The sequence below is a fragment of the Panacagrimonas sp. genome (assembly GCF_965216805.1).
Taxonomy (GTDB): Bacteria; Pseudomonadota; Gammaproteobacteria; order Nevskiales; family Nevskiaceae; genus Panacagrimonas.
Genome location: NZ_CBDCGN010000003.1, coordinates 761692 through 787405, shown reverse-complemented (window position 1 = coordinate 787405; position 25714 = coordinate 761692). Strand labels below are relative to the sequence as shown.

The 25714-nt window shown below is 66.4% G+C and carries 25 protein-coding genes; 11 read left to right on the top strand and 14 right to left on the bottom strand.

The genetic code is table 11. The features are described from left to right. Positions 1 to 152: 152 nt before the first annotated feature. Genes polA through lptM form a run of 3 tightly spaced genes read right to left on the bottom strand, consistent with a single transcriptional unit; the run spans position 153 to position 4413 of the window. On the bottom strand, positions 153 to 2930 hold the full coding sequence (gene polA, locus ACOOHP_RS16700; protein ID WP_420467617.1) for a DNA polymerase I: 2778 nt from the start codon (positions 2928 to 2930) through the stop codon (positions 153 to 155). Next, on the bottom strand, positions 2927 to 4180 hold the full coding sequence (gene lysA, locus ACOOHP_RS16695) for a diaminopimelate decarboxylase (RefSeq protein ID WP_420467616.1): 1254 nt from the start codon (positions 4178 to 4180) through the stop codon (positions 2927 to 2929). The genes polA and lysA overlap by 4 nt, the downstream gene beginning before the upstream one ends. Next, positions 4177 to 4413 carry an LPS translocon maturation chaperone LptM gene (gene lptM / locus ACOOHP_RS16690; RefSeq protein ID WP_420467615.1) on the bottom strand — a complete coding sequence of 79 codons (237 nt, stop codon included), beginning with the start codon at positions 4411 to 4413 and terminating at the stop codon, positions 4177 to 4179. The genes lysA and lptM overlap by 4 nt, the downstream gene beginning before the upstream one ends. Positions 4414 to 4497: 84 nt before the next feature. Between lptM and ACOOHP_RS16685 the strand changes: the two genes are divergently transcribed. Continuing rightward, a complete protein-coding gene (locus ACOOHP_RS16685) occupies positions 4498 to 5175 on the top strand; it encodes an alpha/beta hydrolase (protein ID WP_420467614.1) in 678 nt (225 codons plus the stop codon). Positions 5176 to 5181: 6 nt separating this feature from the next. Here the strand turns inward: ACOOHP_RS16685 and ACOOHP_RS16680 are convergent, their stop codons facing one another. Continuing rightward, on the bottom strand, positions 5182 to 5889 hold the full coding sequence (locus ACOOHP_RS16680) for a GntR family transcriptional regulator (RefSeq protein WP_420467613.1): 708 nt from the start codon (positions 5887 to 5889) through the stop codon (positions 5182 to 5184). 98 nt (positions 5890 to 5987) lie between these two features. Between ACOOHP_RS16680 and atzF the strand changes: the two genes are divergently transcribed. The 6 genes from atzF (at position 5988) to ACOOHP_RS16650 (ending at position 12409) form a co-directional block, all read left to right on the top strand. After that, complete coding sequence (gene atzF / locus ACOOHP_RS16675) at positions 5988 to 7793, top strand: allophanate hydrolase (RefSeq protein WP_420467612.1); 1806 nt, start codon at positions 5988 to 5990, stop codon at positions 7791 to 7793. Between the two features lie 132 nt (positions 7794 to 7925). Next, positions 7926 to 8615 carry a cysteine hydrolase family protein gene (locus ACOOHP_RS16670; RefSeq protein WP_420467611.1) on the top strand — a complete coding sequence of 230 codons (690 nt, stop codon included), beginning with the start codon at positions 7926 to 7928 and terminating at the stop codon, positions 8613 to 8615. Between the two features lie 79 nt (positions 8616 to 8694). Further along, positions 8695 to 10302: a regulator gene (locus ACOOHP_RS16665; RefSeq protein WP_420467610.1), complete on the top strand. Its 1608-nt coding sequence runs from the start codon at positions 8695 to 8697 to the stop codon at positions 10300 to 10302. 103 nt (positions 10303 to 10405) lie between these two features. Further along, on the top strand, positions 10406 to 11215 hold the full coding sequence (locus tag ACOOHP_RS16660) for an outer membrane protein OmpK (protein WP_420467609.1): 810 nt from the start codon (positions 10406 to 10408) through the stop codon (positions 11213 to 11215). A 47-nt stretch (positions 11216 to 11262) separates the two neighbouring features. Further along, positions 11263 to 11946, top strand: a complete 684-nt coding sequence (locus tag ACOOHP_RS16655) for a cysteine hydrolase family protein (protein WP_420467608.1) — start codon at positions 11263 to 11265, stop codon at positions 11944 to 11946. 82 nt (positions 11947 to 12028) lie between these two features. After that, positions 12029 to 12409, top strand: a complete 381-nt coding sequence (locus tag ACOOHP_RS16650) for a cupin domain-containing protein (protein WP_420467607.1) — start codon at positions 12029 to 12031, stop codon at positions 12407 to 12409. A gap of 166 nt (positions 12410 to 12575) precedes the next feature. Here ACOOHP_RS16650 and ACOOHP_RS16645 read toward each other — a convergent pair whose 3' ends face one another. The 3 genes from ACOOHP_RS16645 to ACOOHP_RS16635 are packed head-to-tail and all read right to left on the bottom strand — an operon-like array spanning position 12576 to position 14576. Continuing rightward, positions 12576 to 12764, bottom strand: coding sequence for a CPXCG motif-containing cysteine-rich protein (locus ACOOHP_RS16645; protein ID WP_420467606.1), 189 nt, complete (start codon positions 12762 to 12764; stop codon positions 12576 to 12578). A 28-nt stretch (positions 12765 to 12792) separates the two neighbouring features. Continuing rightward, positions 12793 to 13986, bottom strand: a complete 1194-nt coding sequence (gene hemW / locus ACOOHP_RS16640; protein WP_420467605.1) for a radical SAM family heme chaperone HemW — start codon at positions 13984 to 13986, stop codon at positions 12793 to 12795. Continuing rightward, positions 13983 to 14576 carry an XTP/dITP diphosphatase gene (locus ACOOHP_RS16635; RefSeq protein ID WP_420467604.1) on the bottom strand — a complete coding sequence of 198 codons (594 nt, stop codon included), beginning with the start codon at positions 14574 to 14576 and terminating at the stop codon, positions 13983 to 13985. The genes hemW and ACOOHP_RS16635 overlap by 4 nt, the downstream gene beginning before the upstream one ends. A gap of 316 nt (positions 14577 to 14892) precedes the next feature. On the opposite strand from ACOOHP_RS16635, the gene bphC reads away from it, so the two are divergent. Beyond that, positions 14893 to 15795: a biphenyl-2,3-diol 1,2-dioxygenase gene (gene bphC, locus ACOOHP_RS16630; RefSeq protein ID WP_420467603.1), complete on the top strand. Its 903-nt coding sequence runs from the start codon at positions 14893 to 14895 to the stop codon at positions 15793 to 15795. Positions 15796 to 15831: 36 nt separating this feature from the next. Next, entirely contained in the window at positions 15832 to 16158 is a 327-nt protein-coding gene (locus tag ACOOHP_RS16625; protein WP_420467602.1) for a non-heme iron oxygenase ferredoxin subunit, read from the top strand. 540 nt (positions 16159 to 16698) lie between these two features. Here the strand turns inward: ACOOHP_RS16625 and ACOOHP_RS16620 are convergent. The 7 genes from ACOOHP_RS16620 to ACOOHP_RS16590 all read right to left on the bottom strand — a co-directional run bounded on the left by ACOOHP_RS16620 (position 16699) and on the right by ACOOHP_RS16590 (position 23465). Beyond that, complete coding sequence (locus ACOOHP_RS16620) at positions 16699 to 18192, bottom strand: glutamine synthetase family protein (RefSeq protein WP_420467601.1); 1494 nt, start codon at positions 18190 to 18192, stop codon at positions 16699 to 16701. A 19-nt stretch (positions 18193 to 18211) separates the two neighbouring features. Then, positions 18212 to 18805, bottom strand: coding sequence for an aromatic-ring-hydroxylating dioxygenase subunit beta (locus ACOOHP_RS16615; protein WP_420467600.1), 594 nt, complete (start codon positions 18803 to 18805; stop codon positions 18212 to 18214). Beyond that, positions 18802 to 20106 carry an aromatic ring-hydroxylating oxygenase subunit alpha gene (locus tag ACOOHP_RS16610; protein WP_420467599.1) on the bottom strand — a complete coding sequence of 435 codons (1305 nt, stop codon included), beginning with the start codon at positions 20104 to 20106 and terminating at the stop codon, positions 18802 to 18804. The genes ACOOHP_RS16615 and ACOOHP_RS16610 overlap by 4 nt, the downstream gene beginning before the upstream one ends. A 199-nt stretch (positions 20107 to 20305) precedes the next feature. Further along, positions 20306 to 21403 carry a CaiB/BaiF CoA transferase family protein gene (locus ACOOHP_RS16605; RefSeq protein ID WP_420467598.1) on the bottom strand — a complete coding sequence of 366 codons (1098 nt, stop codon included), beginning with the start codon at positions 21401 to 21403 and terminating at the stop codon, positions 20306 to 20308. Between the two features lie 223 nt (positions 21404 to 21626). Then, entirely contained in the window at positions 21627 to 22790 is a 1164-nt protein-coding gene (locus tag ACOOHP_RS16600; protein WP_420467597.1) for an acyl-CoA dehydrogenase family protein, read from the bottom strand. 7 nt (positions 22791 to 22797) lie between these two features. Beyond that, a complete protein-coding gene (locus tag ACOOHP_RS16595) occupies positions 22798 to 23223 on the bottom strand; it encodes a type II toxin-antitoxin system VapC family toxin (protein ID WP_420467596.1) in 426 nt (141 codons plus the stop codon). Then, entirely contained in the window at positions 23220 to 23465 is a 246-nt protein-coding gene (locus ACOOHP_RS16590; RefSeq protein WP_420467595.1) for a CopG family transcriptional regulator, read from the bottom strand. Before ACOOHP_RS16590 ends, ACOOHP_RS16595 begins: the two co-directional genes overlap by 4 nt. A 163-nt stretch (positions 23466 to 23628) precedes the next feature. On the opposite strand from ACOOHP_RS16590, the gene hslV reads away from it, so the two are divergent. Both hslV and hslU read left to right on the top strand, forming a co-directional pair. Further along, positions 23629 to 24204 (top strand): ATP-dependent protease subunit HslV, encoded by a 576-nt coding sequence (gene hslV, locus ACOOHP_RS16585; RefSeq protein ID WP_420467594.1) that lies wholly within the window; start codon positions 23629 to 23631, stop codon positions 24202 to 24204. A 62-nt stretch (positions 24205 to 24266) separates the two neighbouring features. Then, positions 24267 to 25622, top strand: coding sequence for an ATP-dependent protease ATPase subunit HslU (hslU, locus tag ACOOHP_RS16580; RefSeq protein ID WP_420467593.1), 1356 nt, complete (start codon positions 24267 to 24269; stop codon positions 25620 to 25622). The last annotated feature ends 92 nt before the right edge of the window (positions 25623 to 25714 follow it).

Here is a 25714-nt window from a genome sequence, read left to right as displayed (position 1 = left end):
GGGTCGCGGGTGAAGTTCAAAAAAATTCGCCGCGTTTGCCTGTCGATGTCCGGATTCGGTGCAAGCCCCTGACAAAGGCCGAATTATTTTCCAAAACTTTTTTGACGTCGCTGCGCCCACAGAAAACTGAGGGTGGCGTCAGCCCAGACCACTCAGGAACTGCTGGCGTGCCCGCTGGCGGTATGTGCCGCGTCCCAGTTGTCACCCCAGCCGTAATCGGCCACCAGCGGCACCGAAAGCTCGGAAATGCCGCACATGCGCCCCGCAATTTCGGGCCCCACGGCGGCGACCTGAACGACCGGCACCTCGAACACCAGTTCGTCGTGCACCTGCATGATCATGCGCACCTCGGGCGCGTGCGCGTCCAGCCAGGCCTGCACGTCGATCATCGCCAGCTTGATCAGGTCCGCCGCGGTGCCCTGCAGCGGCGCGTTGATGGCGGTGCGTTCGGCGTAGCCGCGCTGGGCCTGGTTCTTCGACTGGATGTTGGGCAGGTACAGGCGCCGTCCGAACAGGGTCTCGACATAGCCCTGCGCGCGCGCCTGCTCGCGGGTGCCGTCCATGTAGCGCTTGACCCCCGGGTAGCGGCCGAAGAAGCGCTCGATGGTGTCCTGCGCCTCGCCGCGGGAGATGCCCAGGTTGCGCGCCAGGCCGAACGCCGAGATGCCGTAGATGAGTCCGAAGTTGACCGCCTTGGCGGCGCGGCGCTGCTCGCCCGTGACCTCGTCTAGCTTGAGGCCGAACACTTCGGCGGCGGTGGCCTGGTGGATGTCCAGGCCCCTGGTAAAGGCGCTGACCAGTCCCTCGTCGCCGGAAAAATGCGCCATCAGGCGCAGCTCGATCTGCGAGTAGTCGATCGACAGCAGGGTGTTGCCGTCGGCGGGCACGAAAGCCTGGCGGATGCGACGGCCCTCGGCGGTGCGCACCGGGATGTTCTGCAGGTTGGGGTCCTGCGACGACAGCCGCCCGGTGGCGGCCACCGCCTGGTGGTAGCTGGTGTGGATGCGCCCGGTGTCCGGGTTGACCGCGTTGGGCAGCTGCTCGGCATAGGTCGAGCGCAGCTTCTGCATGCCGCGCCAGTCCAGAATCAGGCGCGGCAGCGGGTGCTCCGCGGCCAGCACTTCGAGCACGTCCTCGGCGGTGGACGGATCGCCCTTGGGCGTCTTGCTCACCACGCGCAGGCCGATCTGCTTGAACAGGATTTCCTGCAATTGCTTGGGCGAGCCGAGATTGAATTCGGTGCCGGCTACGCGATGCGCCTCGCTCTGGATCTCGTCCATGCGCGTGGCCAGTTCGCCGGAGATCTTCTGCAGCAGCGGCACGTCGACGCGCACGCCGTGCGCCTCCATGCGCGTCAGCACCGGCACCAGCGGCATTTCGATGGTCTCGAACACGCGCTGCAGCGCCTCGATCTCCGCCAGGCGCGGATACAGGGTCTGGTGCAGGCGCAGGGTGATATCGGCGTCCTCCGCCGAATAGGCGGCGGCCTTGTCCAGCGCCACCTGGTCGAAGCTGATCTGGTGCTTGCCCTTGCCGGCGACGTCCTCGAACTTGATGGTCTTGTGGCCGAGGTACTTGTCGGCCAGCGTGTCCATGTCGTGGCGGTTGCCGGCGGCGTCCAGCACGTAGCTTTCCAGCATGGTGTCGTAGGCCAGCCCGCGCAGCGGCAGGTCGTGACGCAGCAGCACGTTGAGGTCGTACTTGATGTGCTGGCCGACCTTGGGCTTGTGTTCATCGGCCAGCACCCGGCCCAGGCGCTGGCGCACCGCGTCCAGCGACAACTGCGCGGGCGCGCCCATGTAGCGGTGCGCCACCGGCAGGTACCAGCCCTTGCCGGCCTCGACCGCGAAGGCCAGCCCGACCAGGCCGGCACGATTGGCGTCGAGCGCGTCGGTCTCGGTGTCCACGCAGATCAGGTCGGCGGCTTCCAGTGCCGCGGCCAGCGCTTCGAGACCGGCATCGTCGAGCACCAGCACCGCCTCGGTGGTGATGCGATCACCGGCGGGCGCCGGAATCGGGGGGGCTTCGGCGGCGCCAGCGCCGGTGGTCGGCGGCGCCGTCCGGGGGCTGCTGGCAGTGCCGGTTCCCGGTTCGCGCCGCGACATGCCCAGGCGCGCGTGGAAGGCATCGAGCTGCTCGTGATCCGGCTCGCCGGGCGCCAGATCCTCCAGGCCGACCGGCAGGTCCAGCTCGATGCGGATGGTGGCCAGGTCCTTGGCCAGCGGAAGGGTGTCCAGGCTGGCGCGCAGGTTTTCGCCCAGCTTGCCCTTGATGTTGGCGCTGGCCGCAATCACGTCATCGAGCGTGCCGTGTTCCTTGAGCAGCTTGGCGGCGGTCTTCTCGCCGACGCCGGGCACGCCGGGAATGTTGTCAGAGGCATCGCCCATCAGGGCGAGGTAATCGACGATGCGTTCAGGCGCAACACCAAATTTTTCCACCACGCCGCCTGGGTCCATGCGGCGGTTCTTCATGGTGTCCAGGATGTGGACCTGATCGGTGACCAGCTGCGCCAGGTCCTTGTCGCCGGAGACGATCAGCACCGGCTCGCCACGCGCCGCGGCGCGCGTGGCCAGGGTGCCGATGACGTCGTCGGCCTCCACGCCGGGAATCTGCAGCACGCGCAGGCCCATCGCCTCGCACAGTTCCACCACCAGCGGAAACTGGATCACCAGGTCCTCCGGCGTGGCGCCGCGGTTGGCCTTGTATTCGGGGTAGATGTCCTCGCGAAAGGTCTTGCCCGGCGGGTCGAATACCACCGCCAGCTGCTGCGGCGCGTAGTCCTTGATCAGTCTGCGCAGCATGTTGCCCATGCCGTGCACCGCGCCGGTGGGCGTGCCGTCCGGCGCGGTCAGCGGCGGCAGTGCGTGATAGGCACGGAACAGCCAGTTGCTGCCGTCGATCAGGATCAGGGGATGGGGCGTCTGGCTCATGGCAGCACACGCTCGCCGCGCACCAGGTCCTCGAAGGTCTCGCGTTCACGAACGAGGTGCGCCTGCGCGCCATCGACCATCACCTCGGCGGCACGGCCACGGCTGTTGTAGTTGCTGGCCATGACGAAGCCGTAGGCGCCGGCGGTGCGTACCGCCAGCAGATCACCTTCGTCTATCGCCAGCTCGCGATCCTTGCCCAGCCAGTCGCCGGTTTCGCAGACGGGACCGACGACGTCGTAGATCGCCGGCGCTGCAGCGGTGTTGTCCTGCACCGGCACGATGTCCATCCAGGCCTGGTACAGCGAGGGGCGCAGCAGGTCGTTCATTGCCGCATCCACCACCGCGAAGTGCTTTTCCTCGCCGTGCTTGATCAGCTCCACGCGCATCACCAGGAGGCCGGCGTTGCCGGCGATGGCGCGTCCGGGCTCGGTCATGACCTTGAGATTACGCCCGGCCAGCTTCGGCAGAATGGCGCGCGCCCAGTCGGCAGGCTCGGTGGGTTGTTCATCCCGATAACGCACGCCCAGACCACCACCGACGTCGATGTGATCGAACGTGATGCCCTTGGCGGCGAGCCGGTCCACCAGCGCCAGCACGCGATCCAGCGCATCGAGATACGGCGAGACATCGAGCAACTGCGAGCCGATGTGACTGGCGATGCCGCTGATGTGAATGCCAGGCATGTGCGCGGCTTCCAGATACAAACGCTCGGCCGTCGCCAGGTCCACACCGAACTTGTTCTGCTTCAGACCGGTGGAAATGTACGGGTGGGTCCTGGCATCCACATCCGGGTTCACGCGCAGCGCGATGTGCGCACGCACACCGAGTTCCTGCGCGATGCGATCCAGCCGCCGCAGCTCGGATTCGGACTCGACGTTGAAGACACCGACGCCCTGCTGAAGCGCAAAGCGCAGCTCATTGGCGGTCTTGCCAACGCCCGAGAACACGACCTTGGCAGGATCGCCGCCGGCCATCAGCACTCGCCGCAGTTCGCCGGCCGAGACGATGTCGAATCCGCTGCCGAGTTCGGCCAGCACACCGAGCACCGCGAGATTGGAGTTGGCCTTGACCGCGTAACAGACCTGATGGGGTACGTCGGCCAGCGCTTGGTCGAAGGCGCGGTAATGCCGCTCCAGGGTGGCGCGTGAGTAGACATAGCAGGGCGTGCCGAAGCGCTGCGCGATTTCCGCCACGGCCACGTCTTCGGCATACAGCCCGCCGTCATCACGTCGGGTGAAGTGATCGCTCATGGCTGAGTGGCCTGGGGGACGGTCGTTGCGTCCGGTTCGTCGGCTTCTTCCTGCGCTTCGGCGTTCTCTTCCGGTGCATTCTCTTGTTGCCCGTTCTCTCCCGGCGCAGAGCGGTCGGTCGCGGCAGGCTGCGCGGGCTGTTGATCCGGCAGATACAGGTCGCCGGCCTGGCCGCACGCCGTAAGTACGACCAGCACGCTCAGGCACAACAGGAATTGCGAGGGCTTACGCATCGGACATCCGGGATCGGCGATACCCGCACGCGGCGGGAATCCATTAACGTGATCGCACATTCTATCTGCCGTGCGTGCCTGCCCATGAAACTCGTCGAAACCGATCAAGCCGTCATCGTCCAACCCGCAGCAGCCGCGCGCGCCAGCGTCATCTGGCTGCACGGACTGGGCGCCGACGGCCACGACTTCGTGCCCATCGTCGGCGAGCTGGGCCTGGCCGCGGACGCCGGGATCCGCTTCATCTTTCCGCACGCGCCGGTGCGGCCGGTGACGCTCAACGGCGGCATGCCGATGCGCGCCTGGTTCGACATCAAGTCGCTGGACCGCAAGGGCCTGGTCGACGAAGCCGGCATCCGCCAATCCGCTGAGCGGGTGCAGGACCTGATCGCCGCCGAACGCAAGGACGGGGTGGCGGCCGAGCGCATCGTTGTCGCCGGATTTTCGCAGGGCGGGGCGATTGCCCTGTACACGGTGCTGCGCCACCCCGAGCGCCTGGCCGGCCTGATGGCGCTGTCGACCTATCTGCCGCTGGCGGACAAGCTGGCGGCCGAGGCCCACGCCGCCAACGCCGACGTGCCGGTCCTGATGTGCCACGGCGAATTCGACGCCATCCTGCCGCTGGAACTGGGTCAGTGGAGCCGCGACCGGCTGATCGAGCAGGGCCTGAAGGTCGAATGGCACGCCTACCCGATGGCGCATGAGGTCAATCGCGAGCAGATCCGCCGCATCGGCCAGTGGCTCACCGAGGTGCTCGGCGACTGAGCCGGCTCAGCGCTCGCGCAGCGCTCGCCGCACCCGCGAGCGCGCCCGCGACAACTGCTCCAGGGTGATGGTCTTTGCCGCGAGTTGGCTGCGGCGGATGTGCTGGGTCAGCGCCTGTTGGGCAGCCACCACGTCGCGCCGGATCAGGTGCTGGCAGATGGCGTGGTGTTCCTTGTACGTCAGGTCCACGCGCATGTCGTTGGTGAAGTCCAGGCGCCGGATCACATGGATGCTGTGGTTGACGCGCTGCAGGTAGTCGGCCAGCACCAGGTTGCCGCTGCCCTCGGCCAGGGCAATGTGAAAGCCCTCGTCGCGCGCCGCCATGGTCTCGACGTCGATGTCCTCGGTGGGCTGGTAGGCCGGATCCCACAGCCGCGCCAGGTCCTTGAGCGCGCGATCCGGCATGTGGGTACAGGCCATCTCCACCGCGCACATCTCCAGCGCGATGCGCACCTGGTAGTGCTCGTCGATCTCCTCGATGTCGATCTCGCGGATGAAGCAGCCCTGCTTGGGCCGCACCGTGAGGTAGCCCTCCAGTTGCAGGCGCTGCAGGGCCTCGCGCACCGGGGTGCGGCTGACGCCGAAGCGGGTCGCCAGCTCGGTCTCCGTGACCCGTGTGCCGGGGTAGAGCTCGAAGCTCATGATCAGGGTCTTGAGCTGGTGATAGACCTCCTCGGCGGTGCGCACGCGCGGCGAGTTGGACAGGACATTCATCGGCACGACTCGGAGGCGGCCACGGACGGATGCATTGTATGCAGACATCGGCATATACGTTGCATACAACATTGCGCTCAATTTTTCTGTGCTCGCCCATGCCCGCCGACACCCCGGATTCGCCGTATCCGCTGTCCCTGCCCGACCTGGCAGTTGCCTACCGTGGCCGCCGCCTCAGCCCGCGTGAACTGGTCGCCTGCCTGCAACAGCGGGCGCGGCAGCTCAACGCGCACTACCGGGTCTACATCGAGATGCTGGACGACGCGCAACTCGAACCCTTCCTGCAGCGCCTGGACGACGCCGACCCGGCGTCGCTGCCCCTGTACGGCGTGCCGTTCGCGATCAAGGACAACATCGATCTGGCGAGCGTCGCGACCACCGCCGCCTGCCCGGCCTACCGCCGCGTGGCGGAGCGCTCCGCGCCGGTGGTGCAAACCCTGATCGACCTGGGCGCAGTGCCGCTGGGCAAGACCAATCTCGACCAGTTCGCCACCGGCCTGAGCGGGCTGCGCTCACCCTACGGCAGCTGCCCCAACAGCCGGGTCGAGGGCTACCCCAGCGGCGGCTCGAGTTCGGGTTCGGCACTGGCGGTGGCGCTGGGCTTGGCAAGCTTCGCGCTGGGCACAGATACCGCCGGCTCCGGCCGCGTGCCGGCCGCGCTCAACGGGCTGGTCGGGGTCAAACCGACGCGCGGGCTGCTGTCCACCCGCGGACTGGTGCCCTGCTGTCCGGGGCTGGACTGCATCAGCCTGTTCGCGCGCGACGCCGACGACGCCGCCACCCTGCTCGGGCTGTGCATCGGCTACGACGCCGAGGATCCCTGCAGCCGTCACAACCCGGCCTGGAACGCCGCGGTCGCGCGCGGCCGCCCAGCGCCCTTCAGCTTTGGCCTGCCACGGGCGCAGGACCTGGACTGGCTGGGCTGCAGCGAGGGCGCGGACCTGTTCGCGCAGGCCGTGGCCGGTCTGCAGGCACTGGGCGGCGAGCCGGTGGAACTCGATTTCCGTCCGTTCTTCGAGGCCGCACGACTGCTCTATGCGCCGGCCGGGGTGGCGCAGCGCTACGCCAGCTTCGGCGCCTGGCTGGAACGATCCCCCGATGCGGTGCTGCCGGTGATCCGCGAGGTGATCGGCCCCGGCGCCGCGGTCGGCGCAGCCGAGCGGCTGCAGGCCGAAACCCGGCTGGCCGTGCTCAAGCGCACCTGCGACCGGGCGCTGGATCGCGTCGACGTGGTGCTCACGCCCACCCTGCCGCGCGCCTATACCTCCGCCGAGTTGATGGCCGAACCGATCCTGCGCAACAGCCAGCTGGGCACCTACACCAACTTCATGAACCTGCTGGATTACGCCGCCGTGGCGCTGCCCGCGGGCAATCAGGCCAACGGCCTGCCCTGGGGCGTGACCCTGTTCGGCCCGGCATTTTCCGACCATTACCTGCTGGCACTGGCCCGCCAATACCGACTGCCGCCGGCCGCCGCGCCAACCCTGTCCAAGGCCGGCCTGCGCCGCGGCGACCGCATCCGCGTGGTGGTCTGCGGCGCCCATCTCGATGGGCTGGCGCTCAACCACCAGTTGCGCACGCGGCGCGCACGGCTGGCCGAGACCACCACCACCGCGCCCGCTTATCGCCTGTACGCGCTGGCTGGCGGGCCGCCCTACCGACCCGCCTTGGTGCGTGATGCCAGCGGGCGGTGCATCGAGGTGGAAGTGTGGGAACTGCCGAGCACGGAGCTGGGCTCCTTCCTCGCCGGCATCGGTGCACCGCTGGGCCTGGGCAAGGTGGAACTGGCCGATGGCCGCTACGAGAACGGCTTCATCTGCGAGCACGGCGCGCTGGCAAGCGCCCGTGAAATCACCGAGTTCGGTGGCTGGCGCGCCTATCTGGCCGCCACCGACCGCGGCTGATACGGCGTCCAGCGCAAACTGCCCAGGACTTTCACAATCCTGGTCAAAATTGTTGTATGCAACGTTGGGTCCTGGCATGGATACTGCGTAGTCGATGCGGTCCACCGCCTTCGCCGCAACCAGGGGACCGATGTGAACCACCAGATCGACGCACAACCCTACCCGTTGGTGTTCGACCCCGCGCGCACCGCCCTGCTGATCATCGACATGCAGCGCGACTTCATCGAACCCGGCGGCTTCGGCGCCATGCTCGGCAACGATGTCACGCAACTGACGCGCGCGATCGCGCCCATCCGCAGTCTGCTGACGGCGTTTCGCCAGCGCGGGCTGATGGTGATCCACACCCGCGAAGGGCACCGGCCCGACTTGAGTGACGCGCCGCCCAGCAAGCTGGCCCGCGGGGGCGGGCCGATGCGCATCGGCGATGCCGGGCCCATGGGCCGCATCCTGGTCCGCGGCGAGCCGGGCCACGACATCATTCCTGAGGTGTATCCCCTGCCCGGCGAGCCGGTCATCGACAAGCCGGGCAAGGGGTCTTTTTGCCAGACCGACCTGGAACTGATTCTGGGCCTGCGCGGCATCCGCACCCTGATCGTGTGCGGCGTCACCACCGAGGTCTGTGTGCACACCACGGTGCGCGAAGCCAATGACCGCGGCTACGAATGCCTGGTCCCGGATGACGCCACCGCATCGTATTTCCCCGAGTTCCACCAGATGGCGCTGCGCATGGTCCAGGCGCAGGGCGGCATCTTCGGCTGGGTCTCGGATTCGGCGCGCGTGCTCGCCGCGCTGCCGCCGGTCTCGCAGGCGGCTGCGGCATGAACCGCGCGCCGGCCGTCCCGTTTCACCCGCCGCGCCAGCGCCGTCGCGACGCCTGTCCTTGCGCATCGGAGACCCGCCCATGAGCAGCACCCCCATCGACACCGCCGCGCCGTTCAAGCCCAGCATCTGGGTGCCGGGCGACTGGAATGCCTTCTTCGGCTTCGGTACCAACATCCTGGTCAACCTGCTGACCATGAGCGCGCTGCTGCTTTACGTGCTCAAGATGCCAACCGACCTGGTGTTCGGGCGCATCCTGCCGGCCACCGGGCTGATGCTGTTCCTGTCCACCGTGTACTACGCGTACCTGGCCTACCAGCTGGCGAAAAAGACCGGGCGCTCGGATGTCTGTGCGCTGCCCTCGGGCATCAGCGTGCCGCACATGTTCGTGGTGGTGTTCGTGATCATGCTGCCGATCGCGACCACCACCGGCGATCCGATCAAGGGCTGGGAAGCGGGCCTGACCTGGGTGTTCGTGCAGAGCTTCGTGCTGATGGCGGGCGGCTTCATCGCGCCCTTCATCAAGAAGATCACGCCGCGCGCGGCGCTGCTCGGCGCGCTGGCCGGCGTGTCCATCGCCTTCATCTCGATGCGCCCGGCGCTGGACATGTACATGGACCCGGTGATCGGGCTGGTGTGCTTCGCCATCCTGCTGGCGAGCTGGTTCGGCGGGGTACGCTACTTCAAGGGGATTCCAGCAGGTCTGGTGGCGATCGGCGTCGGCTCGCTGATCGCCTGGGGCGGGCTGGCGCTGGGCTTCGAGTTCGGCGGCATGAGCCTGGCCAAGCTCGGTGACTCCTTCGCTAGCTTCGGCTTCTCGATTCCGCTGCCGGCCTTTGGCCACGTGTTCGGCGGCTTCGAGTTCATCGGGGTGATCCTGGTCACCGCGATTCCCTTCGGCATCTACGACCTGGTCGAGGCGATGGACAACGTCGAATCGGCCGAGGCCGGCGGCGATCACTTCCCCACCACCCGCGTGATCACCGCCGACGGCGTGGTGAGCTTCATCGGCTGCATCCTGGGCAACCCGTTCATCAATGCGGTCTACATCGGCCATCCCGGCTGGAAGGCGATCGGCGGGCGCATCGGCTATTCGGCCGCCACCGGCGTGATGGTGCTGGTGCTGTCCTGGTTCGGGATTCTTGCCGTAATGATGGCGCTGATACCGGTCGTGGCGATCTCGCCGATCCTGCTCTACATCGGCATGCTGATCGGCGCCCAGGCCTTCCAGGAAGTGCCGAAGAGCCACGCGCCGGCAGTGATCCTGGCGCTGATCCCGCAGGTTGCCGGCTGGGGCAAGCTGATGATCGACAACGCGCTCGGCGCCGCCGGCACCAATGCCGCCGCCGTGGGCCTGGACAAGCTCGCCGGCACCGGCGTGCTCTACCACGGCCTGGAGCTGCTGGGCAGCGGCGCGATCCTGACCAGCCTGATCCTGGCCGCGGTCGCCGCCTTCATCATTGATCGCGAATTCGCCAAGGCCGCGGCCTTCGCCCTGGCCGGCGCGGTGCTGACCTTCTTCGGTTTCATGCACAGCGAGGCGATCGGCGTGGCCAAGACCCTGCCGGTGGCGATCAGCTATCTGGGTGTCGCGGCGCTGCTGTTCGGCTGCGCCCGGTTCAAGCTCGCCGAGCTGCCGATGCGACCGCGTCCACAAGAGGCCCTCCCCGGCGGCGAGGCCGCTCTCTAAGCCGTATCGTCGCACGCGGTTCCCCTTCATCCATGCCGGACCCGACCCTGCCCTGGCGGGCAGGACCGGGACGGCCTTGCCAAAACCCGAGGAGTCTCCTTCCATGCATCGCACGTCCCTGGCAGTCCTGGTCCTGTTGGCCTGCACCGCGCTGCCCGCGCAGGCCGGTGGCAGCGCCCTGTTCGGCACCACCAACATCCAGTACCTGTACGGCACCACCTACGCGGACTTCAATGAGGATTTTTCCGGCTTCACCGATGACGACGAGGCCAGCGTCATCACCATCGAGCACTTCAACGTCTGGAAGTACGGCGACACCTTTCTGTTCGTCGACATCACCAACGGCGAGCGCGAGGGTGACGACTTCGCCACCCCCGGCAAGGGCTTCGGCCAGTACTACGGCGAGATCTCGCCGCGCCTGAGCTTCGGCAAGATCTTCGGCACCGAACTCAAGTTCGGGCCCGTCATCGACCTGCTGTTCACCAGCACCCTGGAGATTCCTTCCGAGGGCGTCGAGCAGACCTATCTGTACGGCCTGGCCGCGGACCTGAAGATCCCCGGCACCCAGTTCTTCCAGTTCAACTGGTACATCCGCAACCCGCAGAGCGCGGCGCTGGAAACCGGCCAGCAGATCACCCTGGTGTGGGCCTCGCCGTTCTCGTTGGGCAAGACTGCCTGGCTGTTCGAGGGCTTCTTCGACTACGCCTGGGGCGAGGACCCCAAGGTCCCTGGCGTCAGCTACCAGGACAACATCATCACCGCACCGCGCCTGCTGCTGGATGTCGGCGCACTGTTCGGCAAGGCCGGCATCCTGCAAGCCGGCGTCGAGTACCAGATCTGGCGCAACAAGTTCGGCATCGACGGCATGGACGAGGACGTCGCCCAGGCCATGGTCAAGTGGATCCTGCAGTAAGCGGGGCTCGGTCCTTGCAAGCGCGATTCATTGCAGGAGAAACCACCATGACCCCACGCCACGTCGACGCCCAACCCTATCCCTGGCCCTGGAACGGCGAACTGCGGCCCGACAACACCGCGCTGATCATCATCGACATGCAGACCGACTTCTGCGGCGTCGGCGGCTACGTCGACAAGATGGGCTACGACATCGCGTTGACCCGCGCCCCGATCGCGCCGATCCAGACCCTGCTCGAAGCCTTCCGTGCGCAGGGCTTCCTGGTGATCCACACCCGCGAGGGACACCGCCCGGACCTGGCCGACCTGCCGGCCAACAAGCGCTGGCGTTCGCGCCAGATCGGCGCCGGCATCGGCGATCCGGGCCCCTGCGGCCGCATCCTGGTGCGTGGCGAAGCGGGCTGGGACCTCATCGAAGAACTCAAGCCGCGCGACGGCGAGCCGATTATCGACAAGCCCGGCAAGGGCTCGTTCTGCGCCACCGACCTGGAGCTGATCCTGCGCACGCGCGGCATCGACAACCTGGTGCTCACCGGTATCACCACCGACGTCTGCGTGCACACCACGATGCGCGAAGGCAACGACCGCGGTTTCGAGTGCGTGCTGCTGGAAGACTGCTGCGGTGCCACCGATCACGCCAATCATCTGGCGGCGCTGCACATGATCAAGATGCAGGGCGGGGTGTTCGGCGCGGTGTCCACTTCCAGCGCTCTGCTCGCCGCGCTGGCCTGAAGCGCTTCGCCGGCCGGGCGAGCGTGATCGGCGCGCAGGCGTTAGCCTGCATCCCCGACCTGTAAATGGTGCTGTGCTCGCAATGAATCCCGTGGAACTGCAAGGCCTGCTCGACATCGCCCGCTTCGTGCAGGACCGGCCCTGGCAGCCCTTTCATCCCGGCATCGACTGCCTGCCGATTTACGAGACGCTAGACGGCGGACCCGCTGCAATGCTGCTGCGCTACCAGCCCGGCGCGCACGCCCCGGTGCACGTCCACCAGGGCTACGAGCACATCCTGGTGCTGTCGGGCAGCCAGACCGACGAGCGCGGCCATCACCCCACCGGCAGCCTGCTGATCCACCCGCCCGGCACCGAGCACCACGTGCGCAGCGAGGACGGTTGCGTGGTGCTGGCAATCTGGGAACGGCGCGTGCGCTTCCTGAGTTCCGACGACGCCGACACTCGCGACATCGGCTGCTAACCTGGAGAAAGCTTTTGCCACAGATCTCACGGATGACACGGATTGGAAACCGGCTACTCGCCAGCGCCGTTCAAGTCACCCAATCGGTGAAGCAAGGACCCTAAGCAGATTCATGTTTTGGTCTGTGTTCATCCGTGAAATCCGCGGCAAATCGCGGCTCTTAGGGTCAAGCGTTTTCCGCCTCGACGTCCACCGTCCAGGCCTCGTCCAGGTCGTCCACCCGCAGGTGCACCAGGATCGGCTGACAGCACACTGAGCAGTCCTCGGTATAGGTTTGCGAGCCGGCCGACAGGTCCACGTCGAGCACGATGGACTCCCAGCAATAGGGGCAGGTGACCGAGGCTTCTTCGAGCATGCTGGGCGTTTTCGAGCGAGCGAAAGCTTCAGAGGAATAATTCGAGCAGGCGGTTCTGATAGCGGCGCCCGGTCTCGCTGGGCATGAGACGCGCCTCGCTTCGTTCGATCAGGCCCAGACCTTCGGCCTCGCGCAAAGGTGCGCACAACTCTTCGAAACGACGGCCGGTGCGTTGCGCGAACGCTTCGCGCGCCACACCCTGGTGCAGACGCAGAGCATTCATGCAGAACTCGAACGGCAGCTCGGCAGCCTGCAACAGGCGGGCTTCCTGCAGGACCGACCGGTCTCCTGCGCGCTCCATGAACGTCCTGGGATGCTTGTGCCGCGCGCGCCGCTCGATGCGCATTCCCGCCGCCGTCAGGCTGCTGCGCTTGGCGTGCGCGCCGGCGCCAATCCCCAGGTAATCGCCGAACTGCCAGTAGTTGAGGTTGTGCCGGCAGGCGCGGCCGGCCTGCGCGAAGGCGGAGGTTTCGTACTGCGTGAAGCCGGCGCGGGCCAGACGCTCGCAGCCGGCGTCGTGCAGCGCGGCCGCGGTATCGACATCTGGCAGCGACGGCGGGCGCGCCGCGAATTCAGTATTCGGCTCGATCGTCAGGTGATACCAGGACAGATGCTCGGGGTGCAGCGAGATCGCCGTCTCCAGATCTGCCAGCGCCTGATCCTGCGCCTGTCCCGGCAGCGCAAACATCAGATCCAGGTTGAGATTGTCGAAGTCCGCGGCACGCGCCATATCGACCGCGCGCAGCGCCTCGGCGCGACCGTGGATGCGCCCCAGGGTCTTGAGTTGCGCATCATCGAAGCTCTGCACGCCGATCGACAGGCGATTCACCCCGGCGGCGCGATAACCGCGGAAATTCTCCGCCTCGGCGGTGCCGGGGTTGGCCTCCAGCGTGATCTCGACGTCGCTGGCGAACTGCAAGCGGCATGCCGCCTGGTCGATCAGACGGCCGATGGCGCTGGCCGAGAACAGGCTTGGGGTGCCGCCACCAAAGAACACGCTGCCGACCGGCCGGATTTCAGTGTCCTGCAGCTCGAAATCCAGATCGCGGATCAGCGCGTCCACGTAGGCCGCTTCGGGAATCGGCCCGCGCACGGCATGCGAGTTGAAGTCGCAGTACGGACACTTGCGCGCGCACCAGGGCAGATGCAGATACAGCGAGAGGGGGATGTCGGTGGGTGGTGACTGCGGTGCCGCGGCCGTCGGCACGGCCACAGTGGTCATGTGCCGCGCAATTTCTGCAGCAGACTGGTCATGGCCTGGCCGCGGTGACTGATCCGGTTCTTCTGCTCCGGATCCATCTCCGCTGCGGTCCGGTTCTGATCCGGCACGAAGAACAAGGGGTCGTAACCGAAGCCCTGTGCACCGCGCGGCGCGCGCAGGATCTGCCCCCGCCACCGCCCTTCGGCTAGCAACGGGATGGGATCGTGGGGTGCACGCAGCAGCACCAGTTGACACACGAACTGCGCGCTGCGCGCGTCGTCGGCCACGCCTTCCATCTCGGCCAGCAGCTTGGCGTTGTTGACCGCATCGGACGCCGGTTCGCCGGCATAACGCGCGGAGCGCACGCCGGGCGCGCCATCCAGCGCGTCCACGCACAGGCCGGAGTCGTCGGCGATGGCCGGCAGGCCCGAAGCGGCCGCGGCGTGGCGCGCCTTGATCAGGGCATTTTCGATGAAGGTGGCACCGGTTTCGGCGGGCTCCACCGGCGAGAACTCGCTGACCCGGCGCACGCGGACGCCAAGGTCGGACAACAGGTCTTCGAGTTCGCGCGCTTTCTTGAGATTGCGGCTAGCGATGACGACGGTATCCATATCCGCAATTGTACGCCCGCCCTTGCGCGCGGAATCAACCGTCTTTGGGCACGGATCGATGTGGGCCGCAGGAGACCGTTTCGTCGGCCCTTGGATGAAGCGCAACCGCAGCAGCGGAGCCCGCTGGAATCCGTCCTCCGACATGGGATGACACACCCACTCGTCAGGCCCATCAGCCGCGCTGATGATGGCTATAGACGCGCGCGCTTAACGTCGGCGCGCCGGCATGGTCCGCTTAACGCCTGCTGCGCGCTGCCCGATTCGGGGCGGCGGGCGAAGCCCAACGATGATCTCTACAGAACGAAGGAGCATGGACATGAGCAGGACCAGGGTGACTGAACTCGGCTATCTGGGCATCTCGGTAAAGGACGCCGCCGCCTGGAAACGCTATGCCGGCGATATCGTCGGCATGCAGGTGGTGGACGAGGGCGAATCCGACCGCTTCTACCTGCGCATGGACTCCTGGCATCACCGCATCACGGTTCATGTCGGCGGCAACGATGATCTGGAGTACCTGGGCTGGCGTGTGGCGGGGCCCGATGAGCTCGACGCGATGGCGCAGCAGCTCCGCGAGGCGGGCGTTGAATACCGGGTGGGCACCGAGGCCGAAGCGCGGGAACGCCGCGTGCTGGGGCTGCTCAAGCTGGTCGACCCGGGCGGAAATCCCACCGAGATCTTCTACGGGCCGCTGATCGACAGCGCCAGACCGTTCCATCCGGGCCGGCCCATGTTCGGGCGTTTCGTGACCGGCAGCGAGGGTCTGGGTCACTGCATCCTGCGCCAGAGCGATGACGCGGCCGCGTATCGCTTCTACTCGCTGCTGGGCCTGCGCGGGTCGGTGGAGTACAAGCTGGCGCTGCCCAACGGGATGATCGCGCAACCCACGTTCATGCACTGCAACGAGCGCCAGCACTCGGTGGCGTTTGGCCTGGGGCCGATGGACAAGCGCATCAACCATCTGATGATCGAATACACCGAACTGGACGACCTCGGACTGGCCCACGACAGCATCCGCCGCGACAAGGTCGACGTGGCGCTGCAGCTCGGCAAGCACTCCAACGACCAGGCGCTGACCTTCTACTGCGCCAATCCCTCCGGCTGGCTGTGGGAGTTGGGCTGGGGCGCGCGCAAGGCCCCCGCCCAGCAGGAGCACTACACCAGCGACATCTTCGGCCACGGCGTGGAGGCCAAGGGCTATGGCGTCGACATCGATCTGTAAAGGCGAACCGACGACGATGCGCACGGAGGTGATGTCGTGAGCGCGCGGATCGGATTGGCGAGGATCGAGGACGTGGTCGAAGGTCAGCCGCTCGCCGTTCAGCCTGAAGGCTTTGGGCCGCTAGCGGTATATCGCGCGGGCGACGAGTTCTTCGTCACCAGCAATGTATGCACGCACGGCCTGGCGATGCTGACCGACGGCGACCAGGACGGCGCGGTGATCGAATGCGCGTTTCACGGCGGCACGTTCGATCTGCGAACCGGCGCGGCGTTGTCGTTCCCCTGCACCGTTGCCCTCAAGACCTTCCCGGTCACCCTGGAAGACGGGCAGGTCTGCATCGACGCGCCGGAGGTCGCGAAGTAGTCCGAAGGATGATCGGATTGACGCCTGCGAACAGGCACGCCCTCGATGAGGGCTCCGCAGCTGCCGTTGGCGCCAGGGCCCGCGTTCAGGCCAGCCCTGGCGCCTTCGGGTTCAGCCGATGCTGACCCCGTACACGCACAGCACGGCAAGTAGCAGCGTGCCGAACACAAAGGCGACCGCGGGCAGGTGGGAAGCGGTTTCAGATTTCATGGCGAGCTCCGGATCTGGGGATAGGGCAACACAATCGGCAACCGTCTTGCATCGACCGACCGTGAGTCACGGATTCTTGACGCGACTTCCGTGACTGCTCGGCAGGGGTGCAAGTCCGGTGCCATGGGTGCCATCTTCCATTCGCGGAGACCGGTGCAGGGCCAGCACGGGACCAGCGGGATATTCCGGCGGGTAAGTGGGACGCGGGCGCCCTGAAGCGGGTTGTGACGGCCTGGAACGACGGCTCTGCAAACCGCACGCGCGATTTCAGCCAGCTCCGGCGTGCCCGCTTCACACCATTCGGCGGGATCGTTTGCGCCGGCGCCTCAATCAATACATCTCAAAATACTCGCGCTGCTCCCAGTCGGTGACATAGGACAGGAAGCGCGAGATTTCGTGGCGTTTCATGCCCACGAAATGGCGCACGAACGCATCCCCCAGGTTCTGCCGGTACAGCTCAGAGTTGGCCAGCGCCTCGATGGCTTCCATCAGGCTGCCCGGCATCAGTTCCATCTGGGTCTGCGTGTAGGGGTCGTCCAGTGGCGGGCCGGGATCGCAGCGGGTCTGCATACCGTCGATGCCGGCAAAGATCTGGCTCGCCATGTACAGGTAGGGATTGGCGGCCGGTTCACCGGTGCGGTTCTCGACACGGGTGGCCGGGTCACCGGCACCGCCCACCAGCCGGCACATGGCGGCCTTGTTGTCGATCGACCACACCGCCCGCTTGGGCGACAGCGGATTGGCGTTGAGGCGCTTGTAGCCGTTGATGGTGGGGTTGGAGAACGCGATGCCGGCGCGCACATGGCGCAGCAGGCCGCCGATGAAGTGGCGGCCGGTTTCGGACACGTGGTCGCCGTCCGCAGTGAACGCATTGGCGCCGCTGGCGCTGTGCACCAGCGATTGATGCAGATGCCAGCCGCTGGAAAAAACATTCGGCAGGTTGGGCTTGGCCATGAACGAGGCGACCAGACCCAGGCGCCGGGCAACCTGCTTGACGGCGCTACGCAACATGATCACCGCGTCGGCCGCTTCCACCCCGACCAGCGGGTCCAGCGTGATCTCGATCTGGCCCGGCCCCCACTCGGCTTCCAGGGTGCGCAGCGGCAGACCCATGCCGACCAGCGCCTCGCGCAATGGCTCGATCAAAGGCTCCAGCGCATCGACGACCTGGTCGTTCATGTACTGGAAGCCGTGGCGCAACGCGGTGACCTGCGGCGGATTCGGCGGCTGGGTGCAGTGTGCAAGCTCGGTCTGCGCATCGGCGATCTTCAGCACGTGGCATTCGATCTCGGCGCCGCCGACAAACTTGAAGCCCAAGGCATCCAGCGCGCTGCAGGCCTTCTGCATCATCCAGCGTGGATCCAGCGGGCAGCGCTCGCCATTGGACAGGTACAGATCGCTGAGCACCCAGCCGGTCTTGCGCGCCCACGGCAGCACGCGGAACGTGGCCGGGTCGGGCATCGCCAGCATGTCGCCGGCGCCGCCCATGTGCTCGACGCCGAAACCGCCGTCGGCGGAGAACACGTTCTGGAAAATGAGGTTGGCGCTGTCCATTGCCAGCACCGCGGCGGTGAAGGCCACACCATTGCGCGCCGCCTGCGCGAAGTGCCGTGCAGCGATCGGATGGATGCGCACCTGCCCGTGGCTGTCAACGAAACCCACCCGCACCACTTCGAGCTGTTGCTCGGCGATGAGGGCGACGAGCTGCTCGATGGCGATGCGGCGCTGCGGCGTGTCCAGCGCGGTGCGGGCGATGAAGTTGGGACGGCCGACCGCGGTGCTGGCGGCCGCGCGCGCGATCTCGGCGGCACTGGGCTGACTCATGGGTTCCCCTTTCTTCCGACTACAGCGTGAACGAGAGATTCGACTGCGGCAGATCGGCGTCGAACAGATTGATGCGCTTGAGCGCGATGCGCCACCGATCTTCCACCCGGCGCAGCACGTAGCCGAGCCAGCCCGAGCGGGTGCCCGCCTCATTCACGCGATGGGTCTGGATCAGGAAATTGCACAGCACGTGCAAGGTGTTGGTGTCCGCGTGAAAGACTTCGATATTGCTCAGGTGATGGGTGGTGCGGGTGGCCGGCACCTGGGCATAGGCGCGGCCGGTGGCCAGGCGCTCCACCCGCTCTTCCAGACGGCGGCGGTCGTTAAGCTCCCAGGACACCGTGTTGCGCGGGTCGCAGGCCTCGATGTCGGCCGGTATCCAGTAGATGCAGTCGTCGGTGTACAGGCTCAGCCACTCGTCGAGCCGGTTCTGGTCGAGCAGGCGTGATTCCAGGTACAGCAGGCGACAGGCCGCTTCGCAGGTCTCGCGCGCGGGCAGACGCTCGGCCGGGATCTCGGCCATCGCACGCCATGCGCGCACAGTCTCCCAGAGCTGGGTGTAGAAGGCCGGGTCGAGCCTGGCGATGCCTTGCTGCTGCGCGCCTGAGGTCATGGCCGCTCCCGGTTCATCAGTCGCAGCCATTGCGCGTAGTAGGTGCGCAGGTGCAGATCCGAGGACATCGGTTCGCGCCACAGCCCATCGGCCTCATCGCGCTTGCCGACACCCGTGTCCAGATGTCGGCGCACGTCCACCCACTCCATCTCCGGCACCGCGGTCAGGCCTTGCTGGCAGGCTTCGAAGTTGGCGGCGTCGTCGACTTCGCCGAACGACGGAAAATCCTCCTGCATGCGCATGCGGATGGTGTTGATCTCCTCCGGCGCGCCCTTGAGCGTCGTGGAGAACCAATGCACCACGGTGCGGTCGACCGCGGTCGGTTCCAGCAGCTGGATCTGGTTTCCGATGATCAGCAGGTTGGGAAAGATGTTGAGGTTCATGCCCGAACCTGTGGAGGCGTCCAGCATGCGCAGCGCCTCGGCCTGGCCATGACGTTCGGTCAGCAGCGCTTGGGTGATCTCGTAGCCCGGCATCACGTGCTGGCGCTTCCACGCAGACTCCGCGTGCATGGACGGACGCTGGTCGAGCAGGGTGTGACCATTGCCCAGGTCCTTGCCGTACATGGGCGTGTCGTCGAAATTGGCGTTGTAGTAACGCATGTCGACGTCGCCATAGCGCGCGCCGAACACCTTGAGCATGGAAGCGTGCGAGAACGGCGGGTGATAGCCGTCGCCGGCGTTGTCGTAGACCAGCTTCCAGTTGCCGTGAATCAGGAAGGGCATGGCGCCATTGCGCACGATGACCTCGCGGCCGCCGTCGCGATCCAGCCACTGGTCCAGCGCCGGACGCGCGGCAGCAAGATGCTCGACCAGGTCCGGCCCTTCGCCCGATACGTTCGCAAAGATGAAGCCGCGGTAAGAGTCCACTCGTGCCGGCCGACCCAGGTCCAGTTCCGAGAGCTTGAAATCCTGGCCATACGCCTGGCGCAGCGGCACCCCGGTGCAGCGACCGTCGTTGGCGAACGTCCAGGCGTGATAGCCGCAGGTGAAGCTGCGCGCGTTGCCGCGGGCTTCGCGACACACGGTGGCGCCGCGATGGGTGCAACGATTGAACAGCACCGCGATCCCGCCAGCCGCAGTGCGGCTCAGGATGACCGGTCGACGCCCGATGCGACGGGCGACGAAGTCGTTGGGCTGGGGAATCTCGCTTTCATGCCCGACGTACGCCCAAGTGCGCGCATAGAGCTGGCGCATCTCGTCGTCGAATACCTGTGGGTCCACATAGAGGTCGCGATGCACGAATCCGCGGCGGAACAAGGCGTCGTAGGTTCGCGGCGGCGTCTGGCGATCATGGTCCATCCCTTGCGCTCCCTCCTTCTCGCTGCGCGCTCGCGCTCATGCGGCAGCGGGCGCCCGTCAAAGCCCGAGCGTGTGGCGCCGTCAGCGCGGCGGACACCTCGGTCGGATATGTCGGGCTATCACTTGCAGTGATATTGGCCTGGATGTCCTGCCCAGCCCGGTCGCTGCCGCGAAAGCCGAAGTCCCGTGACTGCTCGCCTCAGAGACCCCAATCGGCCAAGGCTTTCGCGCTGTCCACGGCTTGGCCGGGCTCGGCCAGCGGCGTGCGGCTGAAGCGCGGCGCCGGTCGCGGATGGGTGGCGCCGTTGACGTCGCGGAAGCTGCCGCGGGCCTGGTTGTGGGGATGCGAACCCACCTCGTCCATCGCCAGCACCGGCGACACGCAGGCGTCGGTGCCGTCGAACACGCGCGTCCACTCGTCGCGGGTGCGGCTCTGGAAGATGGCGGTGATCTCGCGATGCAGTTCCGGATCCTGATCGTCGCGGCGCACGATCTGGTCATGCTGGTCGCCCACCCCCAGTCCTTCGAGGAACAGGCGGCGGAACTGCGGCTCGATCGCGCCCACCGCCATCCATTGCCCGTCGGAGGTCGGATAGCAGCGGTAGTACCAGGCACTGCCATCGAGGAAATTGCCGGCGCGCGAGGCCGGCCACATGCCGACCGCGCGCAGTCCGTAGATCATGCCCATGAGCACGCCGGCACCTTCGACCATGGCGGTGTCGATCACCTGCCCTTGTCCGGAGCTGCGCGCCTCCAGCACCGCGCTGACGATACCCAGCGCCAGCATCAGACCACCGCCGCCGAAATCGCCGACCAGGTTCAACGGCGGCATGGGGCCGGAGAACTTGGTGCCCATGCTGTGCAGCGCACCGGACAGCGCGATGTAGTTAATGTCGTGCCCCGCCGCTGCAGCCAGCGGACCATCCTGCCCCCAGCCGGTCATGCGGCCGTAGACCAGCCGCGGGTTGGCCGTCAGACAAACCTCCGGGCCCAGACCCAGGCGCTCCATCACGCCGGGCCGAAAGCCTTCGATCAGCGCATCGGCCTTGACGGCGAGCTGCAGCACGCGCTCACGGTCGGCGGCGTCCTTGAGATTGGCCTGTACCTGGCCGGCGCGGTTGCGATTCAGCACCGGGATATCGGCGTTGGGATCCTTGGCGCCGCTGCGGCGCACCGTGAGCACACTGGCACCCAGGTCGGCCAGCAGCATTGCGCAGAACGGGCCGGGGCCAATGCTCTCGATCTCCAGAATCTTGACGCCGCTCAGGGGGCCGCGCTTGTCCTTGTCACTTTGCATGTTGGGGGCTCTGGTTGAAGTGGGAGTTTTTTGCCACGGATTTCACGGATGAACACAGACTTGAATGTGAAAAGCGTTGGACGCGGATTTCGTGGATGGACGTAGTTGAGATCGCTTGAGCATGACGCCGGGCCCGTGCTCGAACGCATGGTCTCGAACGTATCGTGCCGTCTCAACCCAGCGGTTGCAGATGTCGGTGTTCATCGGCGTCGAACACGCTTGCCTAGCCGCGCCCGCCCACCAGCTTGCGCGCGATGCTCCAGCGATGCACCTCGCTGGGGCCGTCGTAGATCCGGAATGCGCGAATGTCTTTGAAGATGCGCATGACGATGGTCTCGCCGGTCACACCCTGGCCGCCGAGCACCTGCACGCAGCGGTCCACCACGCGCCATACCGCCTCGGACACCATCACCTTGGTCATGCTCGATTCCAGATTGCCTTTCCCACCCTGGTCCAGCACCCAGGCGGTGTGGAAGATATTGAGGCGCGCGCTGTGCAAGTCCATCTCATTGTCGGCGAGCTGAAAGCCCACACCCTCGTGCTCGCCCAGCGGCTTGCCGAAAGCCTGGCGTTTGCGCGCGTAGGCCAGCGCCACATCGTGGGCGCGTCGCGCCTGACCCAGCCAGCGCATGCAGTGGGTCAGGCGCGCCGGCGCCAGCCGCACCTGCGCATAACGAAAGCCCTTGCCGATCTCGCCCAGCACGTCGGTGCCAGGCACTCGTAGCCGGTCGAAATGCAGCACGCCGTGGCCGCCGACGAAGCAGGCATCCAACGAATCCATCAGGCGTTCCAGGCGAATCGCAGGCTGCTTCATGTCGGCCAGAAACATGGTGGCGCTGCCGTCCTCCATGCGCGCCATGATGATGGCGAAACTCGCACCCTCGGCCCCGGTAATGAGCCACTTGGTGCCGCTGATGAGGTAGTCATCGCCGTCGCGCACCGCCACGGTCTGCATCATCGAAGGATCCGAGCCGGCGCCCTCGCCGGGTTCGGTCATCGCAAAGCAGGAGCGGATGTGGCCCTGCACCAGCGGCTCGAGCCAGCGCTCTTTCTGCGCCGGGGTGCAGACTTCCTCCATCAGGTGGATGTTGCCCTCGTCCGGGGCGTGAATGTTCAGCGCCAGCGGCCCCAGCGGCGAGTAGCCCGCCTCTTCGAACACCACCGCCTTGGCGATGTGATTCAAGCCCAGGCCGCCGAGTTCGAGCGAGGCGTGCGGCGTCAGCAGCCCGGCCCGACGCGCGCGCGCCACCAACTCGTCGCGCAGCGCTTCCTCCGGACCGTGCGGATGCTGGCGCGGGTCGTTCTCCAGCGGAATGACCTCGTCGGCAATGAAGCGACGGGTGCGGTCCTGCAGTTCAAGCACGGCGGCCGGCAATGAGAAGTCCATGATGGCTTTATCGAAGTGAGGGACGCAGCAGCGGGATGGTCTGGCGCCCGCGGCGGCGATAGACGTGGAAGTCGCGGTCCAGGGTGAGCACCAGGCAGGGGTCGTACAGCTCCGACATGCGGATCAGGCAGGCATCGGCCAGCGAGGTGGGGAGGTCGCCGTACTTTTCGAACAGCTTGCGCACGGCGCTGGCTTCTTCGGTCAGGCTCATGCCGATGCGGATGACGCCGCGGTCGAGCAGGCCAAGTACGCCACTGGCGTCTTGACCGTCCCGACGCAGGACGAAACAAGCCTCGGATAGGACTGCTTCGCAGCTCAGGAAGGGCGCAGAGTGGGTCCCGAACTGCTCCAGCGTCCAGGAACGCGCGGAATCCGACTTGCTCAACAGCGCGACCAACGGTCCCGTGTCGAGCAGAATCTTGGGCCGGCTCACTCGCCGTAACCTTCCATGTACTTCGGGTTGGTGGAAAGGTCGGGGGGCGCTCCTTCAATGCTGCCCGAGAGGTCTCCTGCCAGCTCGAGCGCGGACACGAATGGCTCGTTGCCGTCGCGTTGCGCCAGATATAGCTGCACGGCGCGCCGCATCAGCTCGGACTTGGTGATGCCTTGGCGCCGCGACATGCGCGTGATGTCGCGATCCAGCGCATCTGCAACCTTCAACGAGAGCGTGCCCATAAGACCACCGTATTACTTTCTGCCAATTGATAATACGTCTTCGCTCAGGCGCATTCAAACCGTATGGACAGACCGGGGCAGGTTCGCCCCAACTCTGGCCGGCTCGCTTGAATCGCGAAGCGGCATCCTCATCTACCGCCCATCGGATACCACGAGGCCAGCAATGCAACAGTTCGACGGCACCACCATTCTTTCCGTACGGCGCGGCAATCAGGTTGCGCTGGGCGGCGATGGTCAGGTGTCCATGGGCAACACCCGCGTCAAGGGCAATGCCCGCAAAGTGCGCAGGCTTTACAACGATCAGGTTATGGCCGGCTTTGCCGGCGGCACCGCCGATGCGTTCACGTTGTTCGAGCGCTTCGAAGGCAAGCTGGAGAAATACTCCGGCAACTTGGTGCGCGCAGCGGTGGAAATGGCCAAGGACTGGCGCACCGACCGCTACCTGCGCCGGCTCGAGGCGCTGCTGCTGGTGGCCGACCGCGAGGCCTCGCTGATGATCTCCGGCAACGGTGACGTGATGGAGCCCGAGCCGCACGGCGTCATGGCCATCGGCTCTGGCGGCAGTTTCGCCGCGGCCGCGGCGCGGGCGCTGGTGGAGAACACTGAACTCGGTGCCCGCGAGATCGTCGAAAAGGCCCTGCACGTGGCCGCCGACATCTGCATCTACACCAATCATTCGCTGACGATCGAGCACATCGATCTTGCCGGAGAATCGGGAATCGGGAATCGGGAATCGTAAAAACCAACCCTGCTTTCGATTTGACGATTCCCGATTCTCCATTCCCGATTCCCGAGCTTTCCATGAGCACCCCAGACCACACCCCCTCCACCATGACCCCACGCGAGATCGTGGCGGAACTGGACAAGCACATCATCGGCCAGGCCAGCGCCAAGCGCGCGGTGGCTATTGCGCTGCGCAACCGCTGGCGTCGCCAGCAGGTCGACGGGCAGATGCGCGGCGAGATCCACCCCAAGAACATCCTGATGATCGGCCCCACCGGCGTCGGCAAGACCGAGATCGCGCGGCGCCTGGCCAAGCTCGCCAACGCGCCGTTCGTGAAAGTCGAGGCCACCAAGTTCACCGAGGTCGGTTACGTTGGCAAGGACGTCGATTCCATCATCCGGGATCTGGCCGACGCCGCGGTCAAGATGACCCGCGAGCAGTTCATCGCGCGCATGCGCAGCCAGGCCGAGTCGGCCGCCGAGGAGCGCGTTCTCGACGTGCTGGTGCCGCCCCCCAAGGACTTCGGCGAGTCCAGCCCGCAGCGCCAGAGCGAGTCCGGTGCCGCACGCCAGGTGTTCCGCAAGCAGTTGCGCGAGGGCAAGCTCGATGACACCGAGGTCGAGATCAAGATCGCTCAGCCGCTGCCCAACGTCCAGCTGATGGGCCCGCCCGGCATGGAGGAGATGACCCAGCAGCTGCAGGGCATGTTTGCCGGCCTCAACCAGGGCAAGACCCGCAGCAAGAAGATGAAGATCGCGCAGGCGATGAAGCAGCTCACCGAGGAGGAGGCCGCCAAGCTGGTCGACGAAGAGGCGATCAAGACCGAGGCGCTGCACAACGTCGAGGAAAACGGCATCGTCTTCATCGACGAGCTGGACAAGGTGTGCAAGCGCGGCGAGTTCGCCGGCAGCGACGTGTCGCGCGAGGGCGTGCAGCGTGATCTGCTGCCGCTGGTCGAGGGCGCCAACGTCAGCACCAAGTACGGCGCGGTCAAGACCGACCACATCCTGTTCATCGCCAGTGGCGCGTTCCACATGGCCAAGCCTTCGGACCTGATTCCGGAACTGCAGGGCCGCCTGCCGATCCGGGTGGAACTCGATGCGCTCAAGACCGAGGACTTCGTGCGCATCCTCAGCGAGCCGGACTACTCGCTCACTGATCAGTATCGGGCGCTGATGGCCACCGAAGGGGTCGAAGTGACGTTTACCGACGACGGCATCCGTCGCCTGGCCGAGATGGCCTGGCAGGTCAACGAACGTACCGAGAACATCGGCGCGCGCCGCCTGCACACCGTGATGGAGCGTCTGATGGACGAACTGGCGTTCGACGCGCCTGACAAGGCCGGCACCGTGCTGACGATCGACAAGACCTACGTCGACGGCAAGCTGGAGAAGCTGGCGGGCGACGAGGATCTGTCGCGCTACATTCTGTAGATATCAGCTTCACCCCATCGCAGGTGAACCCTCCGCAACGTGCGGGGACGGGCGGGTTCGGAGTCCGCTTTCGGACACGCCGGCGTTTCGGT